This is a genomic window from Streptomyces sp. NPDC044064, from assembly GCF_056434245.1.
This window is the reverse complement of the sequence record NZ_JBWKFN010000013.1, coordinates 220835-241724: the sequence shown is the minus strand read 5'-3', so window position 1 is coordinate 241724 and position 20890 is coordinate 220835. Positions and strand designations below refer to the sequence as shown.

Sequence of the window (20890 nt, the reverse complement as noted above, 5' to 3'; positions counted from 1 at the left end):
ACCTGCCCGACGCCCGCACGATCCGCCGCACCGGCCCTAGGCTCAACACCGTTGACGATCTCGAAGAAGGGGGCTGAACTGCGGTGTCGGACAAGCGTGTTGTCATCGTGACCGGTGGAGGTACGGGCATCGGGGAGGCCACCGCCCGGCTGCTGTGCGAGCAGGGTCATCAGGTGGTCGTCTCCGGCCGGCGGACCGAACCCCTGGAGCGCGTCGAGCGGGAGACCGGGGCCCTCGCACACCCCTGTGACGCCGGGGACCCCGAAGCGGCCGAGAGCCTCGTCCGGGCGGCCCTGGCCGCGTACGGACGGCTCGACGGGCTGGTGCTCAACGCGGGCATCGGGCGCGGCGGAGCCGTGGGGGACCTGTCCCTCGCGGACTGGGACGAGGTGATGCGCACCAACGTCACCGGTCCGCTGCTCCTTCTGCGTGCCGCGATCCCGCACCTGCTGGAGAGCAAGGGAGCCGTGGTCGGCGTCGCCTCGGTCTCCGCACTGCGCAACGGCACGGGCAACGCCCCGTACGCCACCTCCAAGGCGGCCCTGCTCCAGCTCTGCCGTTCCGTCGCCGTCGACTACGGGCGACAGGGCGTGCGTGCCAACGTCGTGTGCCCCGGCTGGGTACGGACCGAGATGGCCGACCGGCGCATGGCGCGCTTCGCAGAGGAGGCGGACCTGGGCGACGGAGGCCTGGAGGCCGCCTACGAGGAGGCGACCAGGCTGCTGCCCATGGGGCGGCCCGGTGAGCCGCGGGAGATCGCGGAGGCCATCGGCTGGTTGCTGTCCCCGTCCGCGTCGTACGTCAACGGCGCCGTGCTCACCGTCGACGGCGGCGCGACGGCCCTCGACCCCGGGACACACGCCTTCGACTTCCGGATCACGCCGCGCGGTCCGCTTCGGTGACCATTCATGCGGGGGCCGGACCCTGCGATCCGGTGGCCGGGTCGCAGGGTGGGCTCACGCGTCGGCCGCGGAATCCGGCCCTTCCCCGAACGCGGCCAGAATGCGTTCCGCCGCCAGGGTCGCCGTCAATGTGCCGTCCCTGACCTGCTGTTCGAGGGCGGGGGCGGCCGCGCGTACCGCGGGGTGCGCGTGCAGGCGGCCCAGGAGTTCGTCGCGGACCATCGACCAGCTCCAGTCGACCTGCTGGTCGCGTCGCTTGGCGGTGAGCCGGCCGGTGGAGTCGAGAAGCGTGCGGTGCTGTTCCAGCCGCTCCCACACCACGTCCAGGCCGGCGGACTCACGGGCGCTGCAGCTGAGCACCGGCGGCGTCCAGAACGCTTCCTTGCCGTGCATCAGCCTGAGCGCGCCCGCCAACTCCCTTGCCGCCGCGCGCGCGTCACGCTCGTGCGGGCCGTCCGCCTTGTTGACGGCGATGACGTCGGCCAGCTCGAGGACGCCCTTCTTGATGCCCTGGAGCTGGTCTCCGGTGCGGGCCAGCGTGAGCAGCAGGAAGGAGTCGACCATGTCGGCGACCGCGGTCTCGGACTGGCCGACGCCGACGGTCTCGACGAGGATCACGTCGTAGCCCGCCGCCTCCATGACCACCATCGACTCGCGCGTCGCCTTCGCGACCCCGCCCAGCGTGCCCGCGCTGGGGGAGGGGCGTACGAAGGCGTCCGGGTCCACCGCCAGGCGTTCCATGCGGGTCTTGTCGCCGAGGATCGAGCCGCCGGTCCGGGTGGAGGACGGGTCCACGGCGAGTACCGCCACCCGGTGGCCCTGCGAGGTCAGCAGCGTGCCGAACGCGTCGATGAACGTCGACTTGCCCACCCCCGGCACCCCGCTGATGCCGATCCGCCGCGCCCGGCCGCTGTGCGGGAGCAGCTCGGTGAGCAACTCCTGCGCCAGCGCCCGGTGCTGGGGGCGGGTGGACTCGACGAGGGTGATCGCGCGGGCCACGATCGCCCGCTTCCCGTCGAGCACACCCTTCGCATACGTGTCGAGATCGATCGCTGCCATGCGGATCAGAGGTCGTGGCCGAGGTCGGCCGACAGCCGCTGCACCAGGTCGTACGCCGCGTCCGGGATCACCGTCCCGGGGCCGAACACGGCCACGGCGCCCATCTCCAGCAGGGTCGGCACGTCCTGCGGCGGGATCACCCCGCCGACCACGACCATGATGTCCTCGCGGCCCTCCTCGGCGAGCTTCTCGCGCAGTGCCGGTACGAGGGTGAGGTGACCGGCGGCCAGCGAGGACACGCCGACCACGTGGACGTCCGCCTCGACCGCCTGGCGGGCGACCTCCTCCGGCGTCTGGAACAGCGGGCCGACGTCGACGTCGAAGCCGAGGTCGGCGAAGCCGGTCGCGATCACCTTCTGGCCGCGGTCGTGGCCGTCCTGGCCCATCTTGGCGACCAGGATGCGCGGCCGGCGCCCCTCTGCCTCCTCGAAGGCGTCCACCAGGGCGCGGGTGCGGTCCACGGACGGGGACTCCCCTGCTTCGTTGCGGTACACGCCGGAGATGGTACGGATCTGGCTCGCGTGGCGGCCGTACACCTTCTCCAGGGCGTCGGAGATCTCACCGACGGTCGCCTTGGCGCGGGCCGCGTGCACGGCCAGCTCCAGCAGGTTGCCCTCGCCGTCGGCGGCCCGGGTGAGCGCGTCCAGCGCGTCCCGGCAGGCGGTCTCGTCCCGCTCCTCACGCAGCCGGCGCAGCTTTTCGACCTGCTGGGCGCGCACCGAGGAGTTGTCGACCTTGAGGACCTCGATCGCCTCGTCGTTCGCCACCCGGTACTTGTTGACGCCGATCACCGGCTGACGGCCGGAGTCGATACGGGCCTGGGTACGCGCCGCCGCCTCCTCCACGCGCAGCTTGGGAATGCCGGCGTCGATGGCCTGCGCCATGCCGCCCGCCTGCTCGACCTCCTGGATGTGTGCCCAGGCCTTGCGGGCGAGGTCGTACGTCAGCTTCTCGACGTACGCGCTGCCGCCCCACGGGTCGATGACCCGGGTGGTGCCGGACTCCTGCTGGATGAGCAGCTGCGTGTTGCGGGCGATGCGCGCCGAGAAGTCGGTCGGCAGGGCGAGCGCCTCGTCCAGGGCGTTGGTGTGCAGCGACTGGGTGTGGCCCTGGGTCGCCGCCATCGCCTCCACGGCCGTACGCGTGACGTTGTTGAACACGTCCTGTGCGGTCAGCGACCAGCCGGAGGTCTGCGAATGGGTCCGCAGGGAAAGGGACTTGGTGTTCTTCGGGTCGAACTGGGAGACCAGCTTGGCCCACAGCAGCCGGGCCGCCCGCAACTTGGCGATCTCCATGAAGAAGTTCATGCCGATCGCCCAGAAGAAGGAGAGCCGGGGCGCGAACGCGTCCACGTCCAGGCCCGCCTCGCGGCCCGCCCGGATGTACTCCACGCCGTCCGCGAGCGTGTACGCCAGCTCCAGGTCGGCCGTCGCACCCGCCTCCTGGATGTGGTAGCCGGAGATGGAGATGGAGTTGTAGCGGGGCATCCGCTGCGAGGTGTACGCGAAGATGTCGGAGATGATCCGCATCGACGGCTTCGGCGGATAGATGTAGGTGTTGCGGACCATGAACTCCTTCAGAATGTCGTTCTGAATGGTTCCGGCCAGCTTCTCGGGCGGTACGCCCTGCTCCTCCGCCGCCACGATGTACAGCGCCAGCACCGGCAGCACGGCACCGTTCATCGTCATCGACACGGTCATCCTGTCCAGCGGAATCCCGTCGAACAGCTGCCGCATGTCGTAGATCGAGTCGATGGCCACGCCCGCCATGCCGACGTCGCCGGTCACGCGCGGGTGGTCGCTGTCGTAACCCCGGTGCGTGGGCAGGTCGAAGGCGACCGACAGGCCCTTCTGGCCGGCCGCCAGGTTGCGCCGGTAGAACGCGTTGGACTCCTCGGCGGTGGAGAAGCCCGCGTACTGGCGGATGGTCCAGGGCTGGTTGACGTACATCGTCGGGTAGGGGCCGCGCAGGTACGGTGTCATGCCCGGGTAGGTGCCGAGGAAGTCCAGGCCCTCCAGGTCACGGCCGGTGTACAGCGGCTTGACCCCGATGCCCTCCGGGGTCTCCCACACCGGTGCCTCGCCGCCGGTGACGTGCTTGACGGCCGTACGCCATTCCGCGTCACCGCCCTCGGCGACGGGGGTCCCCAGCTCGATGCCGGAGAAGTCGGGGATTCCCATCAGGACACTCCCATGCGGTCGAGGGTCGCGGACAGCACGTCCACTGCGTCGCAGCCCGCGAAGACGTACGAGTCGATGCCGGCGTAGTCGCCCCGGCCCGCGAGGACCACGTGCCGGGCCCCGGCCGCCTTCAGCGACCCGGCCGTCCGCTCGGCCTGTTCGGCGTACTGGGCGTCGCTGGAGCACAGCACGGCCTCGGTGGCGCCGCTGTCCTCGAAGCCGCCCTCGGTCACCGGCTCGATGCCGCCGGCCTGGAAGAGGTTGGCGACGAAGGTCGAACGCGCGGTGTACTCGGCGGCCGTGCCGAGAGCGGCCAGGTAGATCCGGGGGCGGGCGCCGGTCGCCGCGAGGTGGGCGTCGGAGCGGGCGCGCAGGGCCTCGTACGCCTCGTCCCGGCGCACCCGGGGCAGCCCGCCGGACGGCGGCTCGGGCGCGGGTTCGCGCTCCAGCGGCTTCTCGGACAGGAGCGGGAACTCGCTGACGCCGGTGATGGGTTCGCGCCGCTTGGCGAGCTTCTTGGACCGCTCCGCCCAGGTCGTCGCCAGGTCCGTGCGGATCCGGCCCGAGCGCAGTACGGCCGCCTGGCCGCCGTCCCGCTCGATCGACCGGAAGAACTCCCAGGCGGCGTGGGCGAGTTCGTCGGTGAGCTGCTCGACGTACCAGGAGCCGCCCGCCGGGTCGATGACCCGGGCCAGGTGGGACTCCTCGACCAGGATCGTGGAGGTGTTGCGCGCGATCCGGCGGGCGAAGGCGTCCGGCAGGCCGACCGCGTGGTCGAAGGGCAGCACGGTGACGGAGTCGGCGCCGCCCACCCCGGCGGCCAGCGTCGCGACCGTCGTGCGGAGCATGTTCACCCACGGGTCGCGGCGGCTCATCATCACCGGCGAGGTCACCGCGTGCTGCACCTGCGCACCCGCGCCGGGCGCCCCGGACACCTCGGCGACCCGCGCCCACAGCCGGCGCGCCGCGCGCAGCTTGGCGATGGTCAGGAACTGGTCGGCGGTGGCCGCGTACCGGAACTCCAGCTGCGCGCAGGCCGCTTCGACCGTGAGGCCGGCCGCGGTCAGCTCCCGCAGGTAGGCCACGCCGGTGGCCAGGGAGGCGCCCAGCTCCTGCGCGGCCGAGCCGCCCGCCTCGTGGTACGGCAGCGCGTCCACGGTCAGCGTGCGCAGGCCCGGGTACTGCTCGGCGGTCCGCCGGGCCAGCGCGGCCAGCGGGGCGAAGTCCTGGGCCTCACCGGTGCGGGCCTCGTGTCCGAGCGGGTCGCCGCCGAGGTTGCCGCGCACGGCCTTCGGGTCGACACCCCGCTCCTCGTACAGCCGCAGCAGTTCGGCCGCCGCGGCCGCCACGTCGGGGCCGGCGTCGAGGACCACCGGGGCCAGGTCGAGGTAGACCCCGTCGAGGGCGCGAGCGAGCGCGGACACGGGCATGCCGCCCTGTCCCACCACCAGCCAGAGGGAGGTGACGCCGTTCTCCAGGTCTGCCAGGACCGCGCCGTCGGCGAGCGTCGCGTGCCGCTGCCGTACGTCCCAGCCGCCCGCGGTGTTGCCCTCGGGGCGGCTGCCGCGCACGAACGGCGCGAAGCCGGGCAGACCGGGGTCGGGCGCGCCGTCGCGCGGTGTGTACAGCGGCCGGGTGCGCAGCCCGTCCTCGAGCATGGTGGACAGAGCGTCCTCAGCTGCCTCGCCCGAGACTTCCTTGCCCGACTTGCGCAGTACACCCTCGACCAGGCGTTGCCACTGCTCGTGTGTCGCGTCAGGGAACTCGGCGGCCAGTGAGAGCCCGTCGTCAGGCAGGACCGTCATGCTCGGATGTTAGGTCAGGGCGCTCAAGTGACTGCAGAGCGTTGGCCTGTGACCTTTCCCTCGTTACGGCTGTGACCTGCGCCCCTCGGGCGGGTGGAGGCCCCTTTTCCTATGGTTGGTCCGGCTCTTCGGCGAGGTCGGGCACCAGTGCGCACACGGCCTCGCGCTGCTCCGGGCCGACGAACTGGGAGAGCGCCTCGCGAACCGTCTCGGCGAGGGTGCCGGACGCCTCCCGGAGCAGGCGCCGGGCCTTGTCGGTGAGGGCGACCTCGATGCCGCGCTTGTCGCCGCACACGGACTCGCGGGTGACCAGGCCGGTCCGCTGGAGGCAGGCGATCTGGTAGGTGAGCCGGGTCTTGGGGCGGCCGAGGAGTTCGGCGATCCGGGTCATGCGCAGGCCGCCCCGCGGCTGCTCGGCCAGCAGGCACAGGATGAGGAACTCGTCGTGCGAGACGTCGAGGGTCTTCTTCACGACCGACCGCAGCCGCTGCTCCACCGCTCCCGTCGCGGCCAGCAGGAGCATCCAGGCGCGCAGCTCGCCGGGGAGCAGTCCGCCACCCGTGGCTGAGAAACAAGGGGGCTGGTCGGCGGGGTGTTCGTCGGGGACGGCCATGCCTTCGAGTCTACCTGTTGTCCAAATTTGGATATTGGGCTAGCGTGAGGTCATCCAAATTTGAACGACCATACGTCAAGGAAAGTGGAGGACGGCCATGACCGTCGCCGTGGAAACAGGCATCTGGCAGCTCGACCCGACCGCGTCCACCGTGGGCCTGCGGCACAAGACCTTCTGGGGCCTGGTCAACGTCAAGGGCACCTTCGGCGCCGTCACCGGCCGGGGCGAGGTCCGCCCGGACGGCTCGGCGACCGGCACCGTGACGCTGGACGTGGCCTCCCTCGACACCAAGAACGCCAAGCGGGACGAGCACCTGCGCTCGGCCGACCTGCTGGACGCCGGCAATCACCCGGAGATCACCCTCGCCGTCCGCGACGCCGACCGCCTCGACGGCGACAGCGTCCGGGTGACCGGTCAGCTGACCGTGCGGGGCGTCAGCAGGCCGCTGAACCTCACCGCACGCCTGACCTCGGCGACGGCCGAGGCGCTCACCCTGGAGACCGAGTTCACCGTGGACCGCGAGCAGTTCGGAGTGACCTGGAACCAGCTCGGCATGATGCGCGGCCTGACCACGGTGACGGCCGCTCTCAGGTTCAGCCGCGCGGCGGCCTGACACCCAGGTCGGCCGGCCGCAGGTCCCTGGTGGAGAGCGTCTGCGGGTTCCCCGTGAAGGCACGCAGCCGGATGTGGGCGCTCTTCCTGTCCGGCAGCGGGAACCGGCCGGAGGGTGCCCGCAGTTCGACGGTCGCCGTGGTGTGCGCCGGGATCGTGGCCGGGCCGCGCACCAGGGACCAGTACCTGTTCATGCCCTGGCCGGTCGTCAGCATGTAGTGCGGGGTGAGCGGACCGCTCCCGGTGTTGGTCACCCGCAGGGTCAGCGCGGCCAGCGACCGCCCCGGAGCCTGCCGCGCCGCCATGACGGCCATCCGCAGCGGCGGCCGGCCCGTCACCGCCAGGGTCGCGCTCACCAGCGCGGGCAGCACCAGCAGGACCACCGCGCCCACCAGCGCGGGGCGGCGGCGCGGACCCGTCAGCCGGCGGGGTCGCGGCTGCCAGGCCCGGGTGAAGTCCGACAGCGGCACGGTGATCGCCGCCGCGAGCCACAGCGGGGTCATCATCAGGTAGTAGCCGTCCTGGGAGCGCGTCGCCAGGTAGAAGGCGCACCAGGGCAGCACGGTCGCCGCCGGGCCCAGCCGCCGCACGAACAGCACGAAGAGCGCCAGCAGGGCGGCGGCCAGCAGCACGCTCGCGTGGCCGTACCAGTCGAGCCGGTCGCTGCCGTGCGTGAAGTACAGCGAGATGTCCACCAGGCCCTGACCGTGCAGCACCGCACCCTGCGTCAGCGGCAGGGCGATCCCGCCGAGCCAGGGGCCCGGCTCGTGCACGACGAAGTACATGTTGATCAGCAGCCAGGTCGCCGCGGCGACCCCCAGGATCCGCAGCACGACCAGCCGGGCCGCGCGCCCGCCCAGTTCGCCCCGGCGTACGGCGTAGATGCCGGCCAGCAGGAACGGTGTCACGAACCAGGGCAGTTGCTGTGCCGCGCACGCGGCCCCGAGGCAGACGGCCCGCGCGACACCCGCCGCGCCGAGCCTTCCGCCGGCGCCGATCCGCGGCCAGCGCACCACCACCGGCACCAGCAGGGCCAGGGCGACGATCGCCGGGTAGCCCTGGCGGGCGTACGTCGGCAGGAAACTGAAGCCCAGGCAGAGCATCGTCGCCGTCGAGCGCCACGGCATCGGCAGCATCCGCCACAGCACCACCGCGGCCGCGATCAGCGCGAGCGTCGCCATCATCGTCGCCGGAGCGCCGCCGTGGCCCAGCCACAGCAGGGGCGCGGTCAGCAGCGGGGTGAGCGGGGGATAGCCGTAGGTGAAGTCGTAACCGCCGTCTATCGTCGCCGTCAGCGCGACGCCCTTGGTGTGGAACAGCCAGGGCCACGGCTGCCCGTAGATCGGGTGTCCGGCCATCATCTCCCGCGCGGCCTGCGAGGTGAGGACCGCCTCGTCGCCGCCGGCGTGGTTCAGCGCCCAGGTGCACAGGGTGAGCGTGATCGCGGTCAGCAGCACCACCAGGTCCAGCCGGGCCAGTGAGCGCGCCCGCCGGACCGTCAGCGTGAGAACGCCGCTGATCAGGATCGAGGCGTAGCAGACGGAGATCACCGCCGCGAGGACCAGCCGGTGGCTGGCCGCCTGGTTCCAGACCGAGCGGGTGCCGATGAAGAGGCTCGCGTCGGCGAGCAGCGTCAGGACGCGGTGCCACTGCGCGGGGCTGCCGAGGTCTTCCGGGCGACCCCCCGGAGCGGCGGACACCGCCGACTGTGTCCGCCGGCCGGGTGTCACCTGCTGTGTTTCTGCCAAGTGCACGGCACCGGACGCTAGTGGCAGCCGGTGAGCGAGGCGTCGTCGCAGGTGAAGAGTCCGGTGTGAGGGCGGTAAGAAAGGGGCGTTTTCGTACATGTGCCTCGTGCCGGGCGGGAGAAGAGGCGAACAGACCTGTCGCGCTTCGTGTCGTTGTTGGGCCGAACGGGTGACTTGGCGTAAGAATTGGCTGGTGCAGGCATGGAATGCGAGTCAGGTCGGGGGGAGCCGGTGAGCCGTTACGACGTCACCGATGAACAGTGGGAAGGGCTCGCCCAGGTCGTGCCGCTGCGTGGCCGGGACGCCTGGCCGTCGGCGGTGAACCACCGCTCGCTGCCGGACGCGGAGACCGAGACGCGACGCCGTTTCGTCGTCCTGCGGGTCAACGTCTTCGCGGACGCCCGCGAGGTCGCCGAGACACTGATGGCCGGGGTGCCGGTGCTGCTCGACCTCTCCAACGCGGAGGGTGAGGTCGCCAAGCGTGTCCTCGACTTCAGCACCGGCGTCGTCTTCGGCCTCGGCAGCGGCATGCACCGGGTCGACCGCAATGTGTTTCTCCTCACCCCGCCCGGTACGGAGGTCAGCGGGCTGATGGAGGGGGCGGGGATGTCGGGCGGCTGAGGCGCGGGGTCATCGGCCGGCGGCTTCGGGTGGCGGCTTCGGCCGGCCGGTTTCACGTCGGCGGTCCCCCGATCGTAGGAAGGTGGCGCCGGTAAAACGGTTCGCCGTGGCAGTGGAGGCCTACCGTCCGGATATGGCCGTGCCTTCGGCGTCCGCCGAGTCCTCCGCGTCGTCCGGGTCCTCCGTGGCCCCCGACCCCTCGGTGTCCACCGAGCCTGTCGTGCCGGCGCAGTCGGCCCGCAGTCCGGAGTCCGTCCCGGCGGACCCGGTTTCCACCGGACCCGCTGCCGTCGACGTACGCGCCCGGATCACCGAGTTGCGGCTGTCCGCCTTCGCCGGGCACCGGCGGGCCGCGTTTCCGCTGGGTGCCGTCACCTTGTTCGCCGGGCGCAGCGGTGCGGGGAAGTCGACCGCGTTCGGGGCGTACGAGGCGCTGGCGCGGCTCGGCGGAGGGGCCCGGCTCGCCGAGGTGTTCCCCGATCCGGTCGCCTGTGTGCCGGAGCGGGCGCGGCCCGATGCCGAGGGGCGGCGGGGGTTCCGGATCGGGTGCACGGCCGACGGTGCCGAGGGCCCGGTCCGGCTCGACGTCGCCGTACAGGCCGAGCCGGAGCTGCGGATCGTGGGCGAGCGGCTGACGGCGCGGGGAGTGGTCCTGCTGGAGACCGCCCTGCGCGACCCCGGCCGCCGGACCGTGCAGGCCGCCTGGCACACCGCCGGCTCCGCCCCGGTGACCCGTGCCCCGCTGCCCGACGACCGCCTCGGTACCGCCCTGCTGCCGCTGCGGGTGGCCGGCAAGACGGACGGGCAGCGGCGGGTGCTGGCCGCCGCCGAGCAGATGGTCGTCGCCCTGCGCTCCGTCTTCGTCTGCGACCCGCGCCCCGAGTACATGCGCACCCCCGTGCCGACCGGCACGGGACGGCTCATGCGCGGCTGCGACAACCTCGCCGACGTTCTGTGGCGCACCCGGTTCGAGTGCGGCCGCCGGCACGCCGCGCTGGTCGAGGCGGTGCGCGCGGGCTGCGCGGGGCCGGTGACCGACCTGGTCGCCGAGCCGCTCGCCGACGGCACGGTCCGGGCACTGCTCGACCGCGGCGACGGCTTCCGCACCGACCTGGCCCGGCTCGGCGAGGGCGAACTGCGCTATGTCGCGCTGGCGCTGGTGCTGCTGACCGGACCCGGCGTGCTGGACATGGACACGCCCGGAGAGGTGCCCGACGCCCTGCGGACCCTCACCGTGCTCGCCGACTGCTTCGACCGCGGCCTCGACCCCGGCCAGCGCCGCGCACTGCTGGGGACGGCGGCCCGGATGGGCGAGCGCGGCCACATCCGCTGCGTCGGCGCGGTGAGCGACGCCTCGTGGGCGGCCGGGACCGAGGGCGTCACGGTGGTACACCTGAACCCGTGACGGAACATCCTGACCTGGCCGGACTCCAGCGCAGGCTCGCCGAGTTCGCCGCCGCGCGCAACTGGCAGCCCTACCACACGCCCAAGAACCTCGTGGCCGCCCTCAGCGTGGAGGCGTCCGAACTGGTCGAGATCTTCCAGTGGTTGACCCCGGAGGAGTCGGCCCGTGTGATGGCCGACCCCGGCACCGCGCACCGGGTCACGGACGAGGTCGCCGACGTGCTCGCCTATCTCCTCCAGCTCTGCGAGGTGCTCGGCATCGACCCGTTGTCCGCCCTGTCGGCCAAGATCGACCGCAACGAACAGCGCTTTCCGGCCCCCGGTACGGACGACACCCGCTGACGCAGCGCACGGCCCCAACTTCCGGACGGCAACGCTCCGTTATCACTCTGCGCAGTCGAACCTCCTGCCGAATCCGAATTGTTGTCCGCAGAATTCGGGCTACCTCTGGCTTTTCGCCCTAGTGGGTTTCACGCTGGGTAATGGATAAGGGAGTGCAGGCGGACGTGCGAAGACGCACGACGAGTGGGACGGGGGCAGTGCATGGATGCGGTGCGGCTCATTGTGACGAGCAGGCGGGCTCTGGCAGGAGGCGCCGACATACCCGAGATCATGGCCGAGGTGTGGCAGGCACAGGCCCTGGCCCAGGCGATCGGCAGTCGCCTCGCGGTGTCCGGCCCCCCGGAGCTGCGGGGCGAGGCACTGGGCCTGACCGAGCTGGCGGGCCGGGGCTGCGGCGTCCTCGACCCTCCCGAACTCGACCCGGGCGACCTGCGCGCCGCCCAGCTCACCGAGCTGGACGACGCCCGGCAGACCCTTCTCTTCCTCGGTGGGCTGCTCGGCGAGGTCGGCATCGCCCTGGTCGGCATGGCCAGTTCAGCGGCCGACGAGACGACCTACTGGCAGTGCATGGAGGCCATCGACGCCGCGGACGAGTCCCGGGACCGGGTCCTGGAGATGCTGCGCAAACTGGCGGCGCGGGAGGAGGTGTTACCGGAGGAGGCGAAGGACAGCCCGTCCGGCGTGTGAGGCGAACGGCAGGCGTGGCGGTCGCTTCGGGGAGATCCGGTCTTCGGGGAGATCCGGCCCGTCCGGCGTTCGAGGGCCGGGCCGTCCCGGGCCGAAGCGGGGGGCCGGGGCCGGCAGCCCCGGCGCGGTGCGTCAGGCCGGCTCGCTCTCTTCGGCCGGCGCCCGCTGCAGGTCCGCGTCCAGGGCCGACAGATCGGCGTTCAACGCCGCCATCAGCTCCTCCATCTGCTCCAGCAACCCCTTCGACTGACCGGCGGAGCCATCCCGGGAGGGAATGGGCTCTTCTGACATGACGGCCTCCTCGGCCCGACACGCGACGGCGACGACCGTCCGGCGCGGGTGCCGGACGGTCCGGCTCCGACGGGCCAACGATCACCACTGGGGCCGGTCACTGGCCCACGCCTCACCCGGCGCGCACATGGGACGATTTTCACCCGACCGGGGACGGCCGCGCCCGGCGCCACCGGTGAGGTTGACGGGGCAGGTGGCGTGCAGGATGGATGTATGGACCTTCGAATCTTCACCGAGCCCCAGCAAGGGGCGACGTACGACACCCTGCTCACCGTGGCGAAGGCCACCGAAGACCTCGGATTCGACGCGTTTTTCCGCAGCGACCACTACGTGCGGATGGGCAGCGCGGACGGCCTGCCCGGCCCCACGGACGCCTGGATCACCCTGGCCGGCCTGGCCCGCGAGACCAGGCGCATCCGCCTCGGCACCCTGATGACGGCCGCCACCTTCCGGCTGCCCGGCGTACTCGCCATCCAGGTGGCCCAGGTCGACCAGATGTCCGGCGGCCGCGTGGAACTCGGCCTGGGCGCGGGCTGGTTCGAGGAGGAGCACAAGGCGTACGGCATCCCGTTCCCGAAGGACAAGTTCGCCCGCCTCGAGGAGCAGCTGGAGATCGTCACCGGGCTGTGGGCGACCAAGCTCGGCGCGGCCTTCGACTTCCACGGCAGGTACTACGACCTCACCGACTCGCCCGCGCTGCCCAAGCCGGCCCAGGAGAAGATCCCGGTGCTCATCGGCGGGCACGGCGCGACCCGGACCCCGCGCCTCGCGGCCCGGTACGCCGACGAGTTCAACATCCCCTTCGCCTCCGTCGAGGACAGCGAGCGGCAGTTCGGCCGGGTGCGCGCCGCCGCGGAGGCGGCGGGCCGCAGGGCGGACGACCTGACGTACTCCAACGCGCTCGTGGTGTGCGTCGGCAGGGACGACCAGGAGGTCGCCCGGCGGGCCGCCGCGATCGGCCGCGAGGTGGACGAGCTGAAGGCCAACGGTCTGGCCGGTTCGCCCGCCGAGGTGGTCGACAAGATCGGCCGGTACGCCGGGATCGGCTCCCGGCGGATCTACCTCCAGATCCTCGACCTGGCCGACCTCGACCACCTGGAGCTGATCTCCGGTCAGGTCCAGTCGCAGCTGTCGTAACCCGCCCCGTGACGGCCCCTCCCGGCCCGAGGCCGGAGGGGGCCGTTGCCGACACGGTGGTCGCGGTGCCGGCCCCTGCCTCGATCGCGCCGGCCGCGGCGAGCCGGTACGCCGCCGAACGCCGGTCGGCGGCCTAGCCCTTCGAGTCCGGCTTCCAGTCCTGGGCGAGGTGCCCGAGCAGGACCTGGTCCAGGAACTCGCCCATCACCCAGGCCGAGGAGCGCAGCACGCCCTCGCGGACGAAGCCGTTGCGCTCGGCGGAGCGCAGCATCGCGGCGTTGTCCGACAGCGTCTCGATCTGCAGCCGGTGCAGGCCGCGCACGACGAAGCCGTAGTGACACAGCACCGCGACCACGTCGGTGCCGTAGCCCTTGCCGCGGCAGGCCGGCAGCAGTCCCAGCCCGATGTGCGCGCACCGGTTGTGGGTGTCGATGCCCCACAGTGTCGCGGTGCCGACCAGCGTGCCACCGTCCAGCTCCACCACGGAGAACGGGACGTGTCCCTGCTCCTTGTCGTCCACCACGAGCCGCGGATCCTTCGAGCCGGGCGTGATCGGCCGCCACGGCCCGCCCTCGGCCCGCGAGCCGTTGACCACGTCGTCGTAGAGCTCGGCCCGCAGGACCGGGATGTCGTCCTCGTGCCGGGCCCTGAGCCCGACCTTGTTCCCCTTCAGCATGCAGGCTTCCTATCCGACCGGACCGGCCGACGGCAATCGAATAGGAGGCAGGGGCGGTTGGGCCGGGACAGCGGGCCGATGGACTCAGTGCAGGCAGAGGCAGAACGGATGGCCGGCCGGGTCCGCGTAGATCCGCCAGTTGGCCTCCGGGCGGAGTTGGTCCGTACGCTCCAGCACGGTCGCGCCGAGGGAGAGCGCCCGCTTCTCCTCGCCGTCGAGGTCGTCCACGTCGAAGTCCAGGTGGAGCTGCTGCGGGCGCTCCTGGCCGGGCCACTCGGGCGCCCGGTAGCCCTCCACCCGCTGGCAGGCCAGCGGGATCCCCTCGAACCCGTGCACCTCGACCCAGTCGGAATCCCCCGGATCCGCGACCACCCGCCCGCCGAGCAGATCCGCGTAGAACTGTGCGAGCCGTACCGGATCGTCGCAGTCCAGCGCGACCGCCTGCAGCTTTCGAATCACTTCCGACACTCCTCGCTCTTCAGTCGCTTCCGCGACGTCCCTGGTACGGGAGGGTTCGTACCCGCCGCGGCGGCGGGCATGCACGCGTCTGCTCCGCCGGCGACGGGGGCCGGGCGGACTGCTGCCCGCCCGGCCCCCACCGTCCCTCACCTCACTCAGCCGCGCTGCGCGAAGCCGTAGTCGAGGATCTTCTTCGCGTCCTTGAACCGCTGGTCGGGCGACGTGTCCGCCAGCAAGGTGCCCACGACCGTCCTGCCGTTGCGGGTCGCCGCGAAGACCAGGCAGAACTTCGCCTCGGGGCCGGAGCCGGTCTTCACGCCGATCGCGCCCCGGTAGGTGTTCAGCAGCGTGTTCGAGTTCTTCCACGGCGCCATCGCGTGCGTTCCGCCACCGGGCCGGTACGACTTCATGTCGTCGTACACCTTGGTGCCGACGACCTTCTTGAACGTCTTGTTCTTCAACGCGACCCCGGCCAGCTTGGCCAGGTCACGGGCGGACGCGTGGTTCCTGCCGTTGGACACCCCGTCGAAGGAGTCGAAGTGGGTGTGCGTCAGGCCCAGTTCGCGCGCCTTGCCGTTCATCTTGGCGATGAACGACGTGGTCCGCTGGGCCGTCGTCGACCCCGAACCGTAGGTGTCGGCGAGCGCGTAGGCCGCGTCGCACCCGGACGGCAGCATGAGCCCGTAGAGCAGGTCCCCGACGCTCATGGAGTCGCCCAGGATCAGCTTGGCGCTGGAGTACCGCGCGTTCTGGGTCTTCGGATCGATGACGTAGTCCGTGTACTCCTTCTTGATCTTCACCTTGCGGCCGAGGTCCACGTGCCGCTGCGACAGCACCACGAGCGCCGTCATGATCTTCGTCGTGGAACCGGTCCGCAGCTCGGCGTCCGGCGCGCTCCCGAACAGCGTCTTGCCGGTGGCCGCGTTCATCGCGTACGCACCCTCGGCCGACACGGTGGGCGCCGGCGGAGCCGACGGAGCGGCCTGGGCGGGAGCGGCCGCGAGAGCCCCCGTGGAGAGCACGACGGCTGCCGCCGCCGCGATCGCGGCTCGTCTGCGCATGGGTACGCCTGAGTCGATGGTCATTGCCATCCCCGTTCTGTCAGTGGTCAGTTGACGAGCACTCACTTCACCAGGCCGGGTCTCCATGGGCCATGGCGAAGATCACAGGAAGAGGTGCGATGTGGTCACGGTGTGGACTCCCTGTGCCGGAACTGTGGGCTCCGTCACGGCGCGCATGATCCAGGCCTGATCGGATGACCGGGTGCGTAAAGTGCTCCCTCTCGCTGTCACCGGCCTGCTGGCCCTGTCGGCCTGTCAGTTCGCCGGCCAGGACGACCCCGCCGGCGACGCCCACCGTCTCAACACCATGCAGTCGTTCCCGCTCCACGCCTACCTGCCGGACCCGTCGTCGGACGGGGGCAGGGTCATCGGCAGGGCGCAGTGGATCCTCGCGAAGAAGTGCATGGTCCGGCTCGGCTTCTCCGCCTTCGCGGTGCTCGACACCAAGGCCGTCGAGTCGACCTACCCGGTCCGGCAGGGAAACCTCGCGAGCCGCAGCACGGCCGGTGACGACAGTCCTTATGGGGTCGACGACCCCGACCTGGCCGCCGAGCACGGTTACCACAACCGGAGTGAGGACCCGGAGAAGTCCACCCAGCCCCAGGAGTGGCCGGCGGACCAGTACGTCGCCCTCACCGGGATGTTCGACTCCGGCGACAGCCGCCGTGCCCACGGGAACCCCGTCCCCGAGGGCGGGTGTCTGGGGCAGGCGACGCGGCGGATCTACGGCCCTGCGCCCAAGACGACGAAGGTGGGCGGCCTGAAGCTCACCGGATACTTCTCGCTGCCCCTCGAACTCTGGTACGAGTCCCACAAGAAGGCGCGGAAGGACCCGGCCTGGAAGAAGGCCGACCGCGCGTGGTCGGCCTGCATGAAGGAGCAGGGCTTCCGCTACCCCGACCCGGACGAGGCGTCGACCGACACCGCCTGGTACCGGACCGGGAAGCCGTCGGGCAAGGAGAAGAAGACGGCGTCCGCGGACGCCCGGTGCAAGCTCGACACCGACTACATCGACACCGTTCACACCATCGAGTCACGCGCTCAGAAGAAGGTCATCGGCGAGCGCAAGCAGGACCTGGACGCCATGCGCGCGGCGAACGAGCGGGCCGTCGGCAACGCCCGGACGATCATCGAGAAGGCGTAGGACGGCGCCCGCCGGCGGCACCGGCGGGCGGCGGCGACGTTCTAAAACCGATGGTCTGGGCGGGCCGTACGCGGGAGACTCGGACGCGTGTTCCTGACGATATCCACGAGCGGCACCGCCGCCCAGCCCGCCACCGACCTCGGGTTCCTGCTGCACAAGCACCCCGACAAGGCGCAGAAGTTCTCGACCTCCTACGGCACCGCGCACGTCTTCTACCCGGAGGCGGACGCCGAGCGCTGCACGGCCGCGCTGTTGCTCGAGGTCGATACGGTCGCGCTGGTCCGGCGGGGCAAGGGCAAGGGCCGTGGCGGAGCACCCGACGCGGCACTCGCCCAGTACGTCAACGACCGCCCCTACGCGGCCTCCTCGCTGCTCGCGGTCGCACTGAGCGGCGTGTTCTCGAGCGCCCTGCGTGGTGTGTGCAACGCCCGCCCCGAGCGGGCCGCCGAGCCCCTGCCGCTGCGCATCGAGGTGCCCGCGCTGCCCGCCCGGGGCGGCCCCGACCTCGTACGAGGGCTCTTCGAACCGCTCGGCTGGGCGGTGACGGCCGAGCCCGTCGCCCTCGACACCGAGTTCCCGGAGTGGGGCGATTCGCGCTACGTCCGCCTCGTCCTGGAATCGGAGAAGCTGACCCTCGCCGAGGCACTGCGCCACCTGTACGTGCTGCTGCCCGTCCTCGACGACGCCAAGCACTACTGGGTCTCCTCCGACGAGGTCGACAAGCTGCTGCGGGCCGGCGAGGGCTGGCTGCCCGCGCACCCGGAGCAGAAGCTGATCACCAGCCGGTACCTGTCCCGTCGCTGGTCGCTGACCCGGCAGGCGATGGAGCGGCTGGAGCTGGTGCGCCTGGCCGAGGCCGACGACAGCGAGGTCGAGTCGATCGACAATGCCGTGGCGCAGGAGGCGGAGGCCGAGGAGAAGCCGACGCCGCTCGCCGTACAGCGGCGGGCGGCGATCCTCGCCGCCCTGCACGCGTCCGGCGCTGCCCGGGTCCTCGACCTGGGCTGCGGGCAGGGCCAGTTGGTGCAGGACCTGCTCAAGGACGTGCGGTTCAGCGAGGTCGTCGGCGTCGACGTGTCCGTGCGGGCCCTCACCATCGCCTCGCGGCGGCTGAAGCTCGACCGGCTGGGGGAGCGCCAGGCGGCCCGCGTCAAGCTCTTCCAGGGCTCTCTCGCCTACACCGACAACCGGCTCAAGGGTTACGACGCCGCCGTGCTCAGCGAGGTGATCGAGCACCTCGACCTGCCCCGGCTGCCCGCCCTGGAGTACACCGTGTTCGGACACGCGCGCCCGCGCACGGTCCTCGTGACCACCCCGAACGTCGAGTACAACGTCCGTTGGGAGACCCTGCCCGCCGGACACGTCCGGCATGGCGACCACCGCTTCGAGTGGACCCGCGAGGAGTTCCGCACCTGGGCGGAGGCCGTGGCCGAACGCCACGGCTACGAGGTCCGGTTCGAGCCCGTCGGGCCGGACGACCCCGAGGTGGGGCCGCCCACCCAGATGGCCGTGTTCCACCGCGACGAGATCCACAACGACACTCCGAAGGAGGCGAAGGCAGCATGACCGAGACGCAGAAGAAGGGACGGGCCCTCCCCGTCACCGACCTCTCCCTCGTCGTCCTCGTCGGCGCCTCCGGCTCGGGCAAGTCCACCTTCGCCCGCCGGCACTTCAAGCCGACCGAGGTGATCTCCTCCGACTTCTGCCGTGGTCTCGTCGCCGACGACGAGAACGACCAGAGCGCGAGCGGGGACGCCTTCGACGTCCTGCACTACATCGCCGGCAAGCGGCTGGCGGCAGGCCGCCGTACCGTCGTCGACGCCACCAGCGTGCAGCAGGACAGCAGGCGCCAGCTCGTCGAACTGGCCAAGAAGTACGACGTGCTGCCCATCGCCATCGTGCTGGACGTGCCCGAGGAGGTGTGCGCGGAGCGCAACGCGGCCCGCACCGACCGCGCCGACATGCCCCGCCGGGTCATCCAGCGGCACATCCGCGAACTCCGCCGCTCCCTCAGGCACCTGGAACGCGAGGGCTTCCGCAAGGTGCACGTTCTGCGCGGGGTCGAGGAGATCGACGGCGCCACCCTCGTCACGGAGAAGCGCTTCAACGACCTGACCCACCTCACCGGCCCCTTCGACATCATCGGCGACATCCACGGTTGTGCTTCCGAACTGGAGTCCCTGCTGGCCCGGTTGGGCTATGCCGACGGAGTGCACCCGGACGGCCGTACCGCCGTCTTCGTCGGCGACCTGGTCGACCGCGGCCCGGACAGCCCCGGCGTGCTGCGCCGGGTGATGTCGATGGTCGGGTCCGGGAACGCGCTGTGCGTGCCCGGCAACCACGAGAACAAGTACGGCCGTTACCTCAAGGGCCGCAAGGTCCAGCACACCCACGGGCTCGCCGAGACCATCGCGCAGATGGAGGGCGAGAGCGAGGAGTTCAAGGCTGAGGTCCGCCGCTTCCTCGAGGGACTGGTCAGCCACTACGTGCTCGACGGCGGCAAGCTGGTCGTCTGCCACGCGGGCCTGCCCGAGAAGTATCACGGCCGCACCTCCGGCCGGGTGCGCTCGCACGCCCTGTACGGCGACACCACCGGCGAGACCGACGAGTTCGGGCTGCCCGTGCGCTACCCGTGGGCGGAGGACTACCGGGGCCGCGCGGCCGTGGTCTACGGGCACACACCGGTACCGGAGGCCACCTGGCTGAACAACACCATCTGCCTGGACACCGGCGCCGTCTTCGGCGGCAAGCTGACCGCGCTGCGCTGGCCGGAGCGCGAGCTGGTGGACGTACCGGCGGAGCGGGTCTGGTACGAGCCGACGAGGCCGCTGCGCGCCGAGGCGCCGGGCGGGCGCGAGGGGCGGCCGCTGGACCTGGCGGACGTGCACGGCCGCAGGGCCGTGGAGACCCGGTACGCGGGCCGGGTCGCGATCCGCGAGGAGAACGCGGCCGCGGCCCTGGAGGTCATGAGCCGATTCGCGGTCGACCCGCGCCTGCTGCCGTACCTGCCGCCGACGATGGCTCCGACGGCGACCTCGCACGAGGAAGGCTTTCTGGAGCACCCGGTGGAGGCCTTCGCGCAGTACGCGGCGGACGGGGTCGCGCGGGTCGTGTGCGAGGAGAAGCACATGGGCTCGCGGGCGGTGGCCCTGGTGTGCCGGGACGCGGACGCGGCACGCGAGCGGTTCGGGGTTGGGGGTACCTCCCGCTCGAGCGAAGCCGAGAGTGGGGGAGGGCCCACGGGGTCCCTGTACACGCGAACCGGGCGGCCGTTCTTCGCCGACGAGCAGGTGACCGAGGAGATCCTCGGCCGGCTGCGCTCGGCCGTCGCGGACGCGGGCCTGTGGGAGGAACTCGACACGGACTGGCTGCTGCTGGACGCCGAGCTGATGCCGTGGTCGCTGAAGGCCTCGGGTCTGCTGCGCAGTCAGTACGCGGCCGTGGGCGCCGCCTCCGGAGCGGTGTTCCCGGGTGCGCTCGCCGCACTGGAGGCCGCCGCGGGCCGTGGCACCGATGTCGGCGGACTGCTGGACCGGCAGCGTGACCGCGCCGCGGACGCGGCCGCGTTCACCGACGCCTACCGCCGTTACTGCTGGACGACCGACGGCCTGGACGGGGTCCACCTCGCCCCCTTCCAGATCCTGGCCGTCCGCGGCCGCAGCCTGGCCGCGCTGCCGCACGACGAGCAGCTGGCCCTGATCGACCGGCTGGTGGAGCACGACGGCACCGGACTGCTGCAGACCACGCGGCGGCTGTACGTCGACACGGGCGACCCCGAGTCGGTGCGCGCCGGCGTCGACTGGTGGCTGGAGATGACCGGCCGGGGCGGCGAGGGCATGGTCGTCAAGCCGGTCGGGGCGGTGGTCCGCAGCCCGGAGGGCCGGCTGGTCCAGCCCGGCATCAAGTGCCGGGGCCGTGAGTACCTGCGGATCATCTACGGCCCCGAGTACACCCGGCCGGACAACCTCGCCAAGCTGCGGCAGCGGTTCCTGAACCACAAGCGGTCGCTGGCGATCCGTGAGTACGCCCTCGGCCTGGAGGCTCTGGACCGGCTCGCGGACGGGGAGCCGCTGTGGCGGGTGCACGAGGCGGTGTTCGGGGTGCTGGCCCTGGAGTCGGAGCCGGTCGACCCCCGGCTGTGAACCGGTC

General features: G+C 71.8%; 19 protein-coding genes. 10 read left to right on the top strand and 9 right to left on the bottom strand.

Translation table 11 applies throughout. The features are described from left to right. The first annotated feature begins 83 nt into the window (after positions 1-83). Positions 84-902, top strand: coding sequence for an SDR family NAD(P)-dependent oxidoreductase (locus tag AC07DS_RS22645; RefSeq protein ID WP_479147853.1), 819 nt, complete (start codon positions 84-86; stop codon positions 900-902). A gap of 54 nt (positions 903-956) precedes the next feature. Here the strand turns inward: AC07DS_RS22645 and meaB are convergent, their stop codons facing one another. The 4 genes from meaB to AC07DS_RS22625 all read right to left on the bottom strand — a co-directional run bounded on the left by meaB (position 957) and on the right by AC07DS_RS22625 (position 6559). Further along, positions 957-1961, bottom strand: a complete 1005-nt coding sequence (gene meaB / locus AC07DS_RS22640) for a methylmalonyl Co-A mutase-associated GTPase MeaB (RefSeq protein ID WP_479147851.1) — start codon at positions 1959-1961, stop codon at positions 957-959. Positions 1962-1966: 5 nt separating this feature from the next. Continuing rightward, a complete protein-coding gene (gene scpA / locus AC07DS_RS22635; RefSeq protein ID WP_479147849.1) occupies positions 1967-4141 on the bottom strand; it encodes a methylmalonyl-CoA mutase in 2175 nt (724 codons plus the stop codon). After that, on the bottom strand, positions 4141-5946 hold the full coding sequence (locus AC07DS_RS22630; protein ID WP_479147847.1) for a methylmalonyl-CoA mutase family protein: 1806 nt from the start codon (positions 5944-5946) through the stop codon (positions 4141-4143). The genes scpA and AC07DS_RS22630 overlap by 1 nt, the downstream gene beginning before the upstream one ends. A 109-nt stretch (positions 5947-6055) precedes the next feature. Further along, the gene (locus AC07DS_RS22625; protein ID WP_479147845.1) at positions 6056-6559 is read right to left on the bottom strand and encodes a MarR family winged helix-turn-helix transcriptional regulator; all 504 of its coding nucleotides are present in this window, start codon (positions 6557-6559) and stop codon (positions 6056-6058) included. 97 nt (positions 6560-6656) lie between these two features. Here AC07DS_RS22625 and AC07DS_RS22620 point away from each other — a divergent pair, with 97 nt between their 5' ends. Continuing rightward, positions 6657-7172, top strand: a complete 516-nt coding sequence (locus tag AC07DS_RS22620; protein WP_479147843.1) for a YceI family protein — start codon at positions 6657-6659, stop codon at positions 7170-7172. Here AC07DS_RS22620 and AC07DS_RS22615 read toward each other — a convergent pair. Further along, the gene (locus tag AC07DS_RS22615) at positions 7153-8925 is read right to left on the bottom strand and encodes a hypothetical protein (protein WP_479147842.1); all 1773 of its coding nucleotides are present in this window, start codon (positions 8923-8925) and stop codon (positions 7153-7155) included. The two genes, AC07DS_RS22620 and AC07DS_RS22615, sit on opposite strands and share 20 nt — an antisense overlap. Before the next feature lie 195 nt (positions 8926-9120). Here AC07DS_RS22615 and AC07DS_RS22610 point away from each other — a divergent pair, with 195 nt between their 5' ends. From AC07DS_RS22610 to AC07DS_RS22595, 4 genes are all read left to right on the top strand, one after another. Beyond that, entirely contained in the window at positions 9121-9540 is a 420-nt protein-coding gene (locus AC07DS_RS22610; protein WP_145884070.1) for a cell division protein SepF, read from the top strand. A 133-nt stretch (positions 9541-9673) separates the two neighbouring features. Further along, entirely contained in the window at positions 9674-10945 is a 1272-nt protein-coding gene (locus tag AC07DS_RS22605; RefSeq protein WP_479147840.1) for an AAA family ATPase, read from the top strand. Beyond that, entirely contained in the window at positions 10942-11286 is a 345-nt protein-coding gene (locus tag AC07DS_RS22600) for a nucleotide pyrophosphohydrolase (protein ID WP_479147838.1), read from the top strand. The genes AC07DS_RS22605 and AC07DS_RS22600 overlap by 4 nt, the downstream gene beginning before the upstream one ends. Before the next feature lie 201 nt (positions 11287-11487). Beyond that, positions 11488-11973 carry a DUF6099 family protein gene (locus tag AC07DS_RS22595; protein WP_386575791.1) on the top strand — a complete coding sequence of 162 codons (486 nt, stop codon included), beginning with the start codon at positions 11488-11490 and terminating at the stop codon, positions 11971-11973. A 132-nt stretch (positions 11974-12105) separates the two neighbouring features. Here the strand turns inward: AC07DS_RS22595 and AC07DS_RS22590 are convergent, their stop codons facing one another. Next, complete coding sequence (locus AC07DS_RS22590) at positions 12106-12264, bottom strand: hypothetical protein (RefSeq protein ID WP_479147836.1); 159 nt, start codon at positions 12262-12264, stop codon at positions 12106-12108. A 213-nt stretch (positions 12265-12477) separates the two neighbouring features. Here AC07DS_RS22590 and AC07DS_RS22585 point away from each other — a divergent pair, with 213 nt between their 5' ends. After that, positions 12478-13401 carry an LLM class F420-dependent oxidoreductase gene (locus AC07DS_RS22585; RefSeq protein ID WP_479147834.1) on the top strand — a complete coding sequence of 308 codons (924 nt, stop codon included), beginning with the start codon at positions 12478-12480 and terminating at the stop codon, positions 13399-13401. A gap of 133 nt (positions 13402-13534) precedes the next feature. Here AC07DS_RS22585 and AC07DS_RS22580 read toward each other — a convergent pair whose 3' ends face one another. The 3 genes from AC07DS_RS22580 to AC07DS_RS22570 form a co-directional block, all read right to left on the bottom strand. Beyond that, positions 13535-14077 (bottom strand): GNAT family N-acetyltransferase, encoded by a 543-nt coding sequence (locus AC07DS_RS22580; protein ID WP_479147832.1) that lies wholly within the window; start codon positions 14075-14077, stop codon positions 13535-13537. Positions 14078-14161: 84 nt separating this feature from the next. Then, positions 14162-14536, bottom strand: coding sequence for a VOC family protein (locus AC07DS_RS22575; RefSeq protein WP_479147831.1), 375 nt, complete (start codon positions 14534-14536; stop codon positions 14162-14164). A gap of 155 nt (positions 14537-14691) precedes the next feature. Continuing rightward, a complete protein-coding gene (locus tag AC07DS_RS22570) occupies positions 14692-15621 on the bottom strand; it encodes a D-alanyl-D-alanine carboxypeptidase family protein (protein ID WP_479147829.1) in 930 nt (309 codons plus the stop codon). Positions 15622-15808: 187 nt separating this feature from the next. Between AC07DS_RS22570 and AC07DS_RS22565 the strand changes: the two genes are divergently transcribed. The 3 genes from AC07DS_RS22565 (at position 15809) to AC07DS_RS22555 (ending at position 20883) form a co-directional block, all read left to right on the top strand. After that, positions 15809-16741, top strand: coding sequence for a hypothetical protein (locus AC07DS_RS22565; RefSeq protein ID WP_479147827.1), 933 nt, complete (start codon positions 15809-15811; stop codon positions 16739-16741). An 87-nt stretch (positions 16742-16828) separates the two neighbouring features. Then, the gene (locus tag AC07DS_RS22560; RefSeq protein ID WP_479147825.1) at positions 16829-18307 is read left to right on the top strand and encodes a 3' terminal RNA ribose 2'-O-methyltransferase Hen1; all 1479 of its coding nucleotides are present in this window, start codon (positions 16829-16831) and stop codon (positions 18305-18307) included. After that, entirely contained in the window at positions 18304-20883 is a 2580-nt protein-coding gene (locus AC07DS_RS22555) for a polynucleotide kinase-phosphatase (RefSeq protein ID WP_479147824.1), read from the top strand. The genes AC07DS_RS22560 and AC07DS_RS22555 overlap by 4 nt, the downstream gene beginning before the upstream one ends. Positions 20884-20890: the final 7 nt, after the last annotated feature.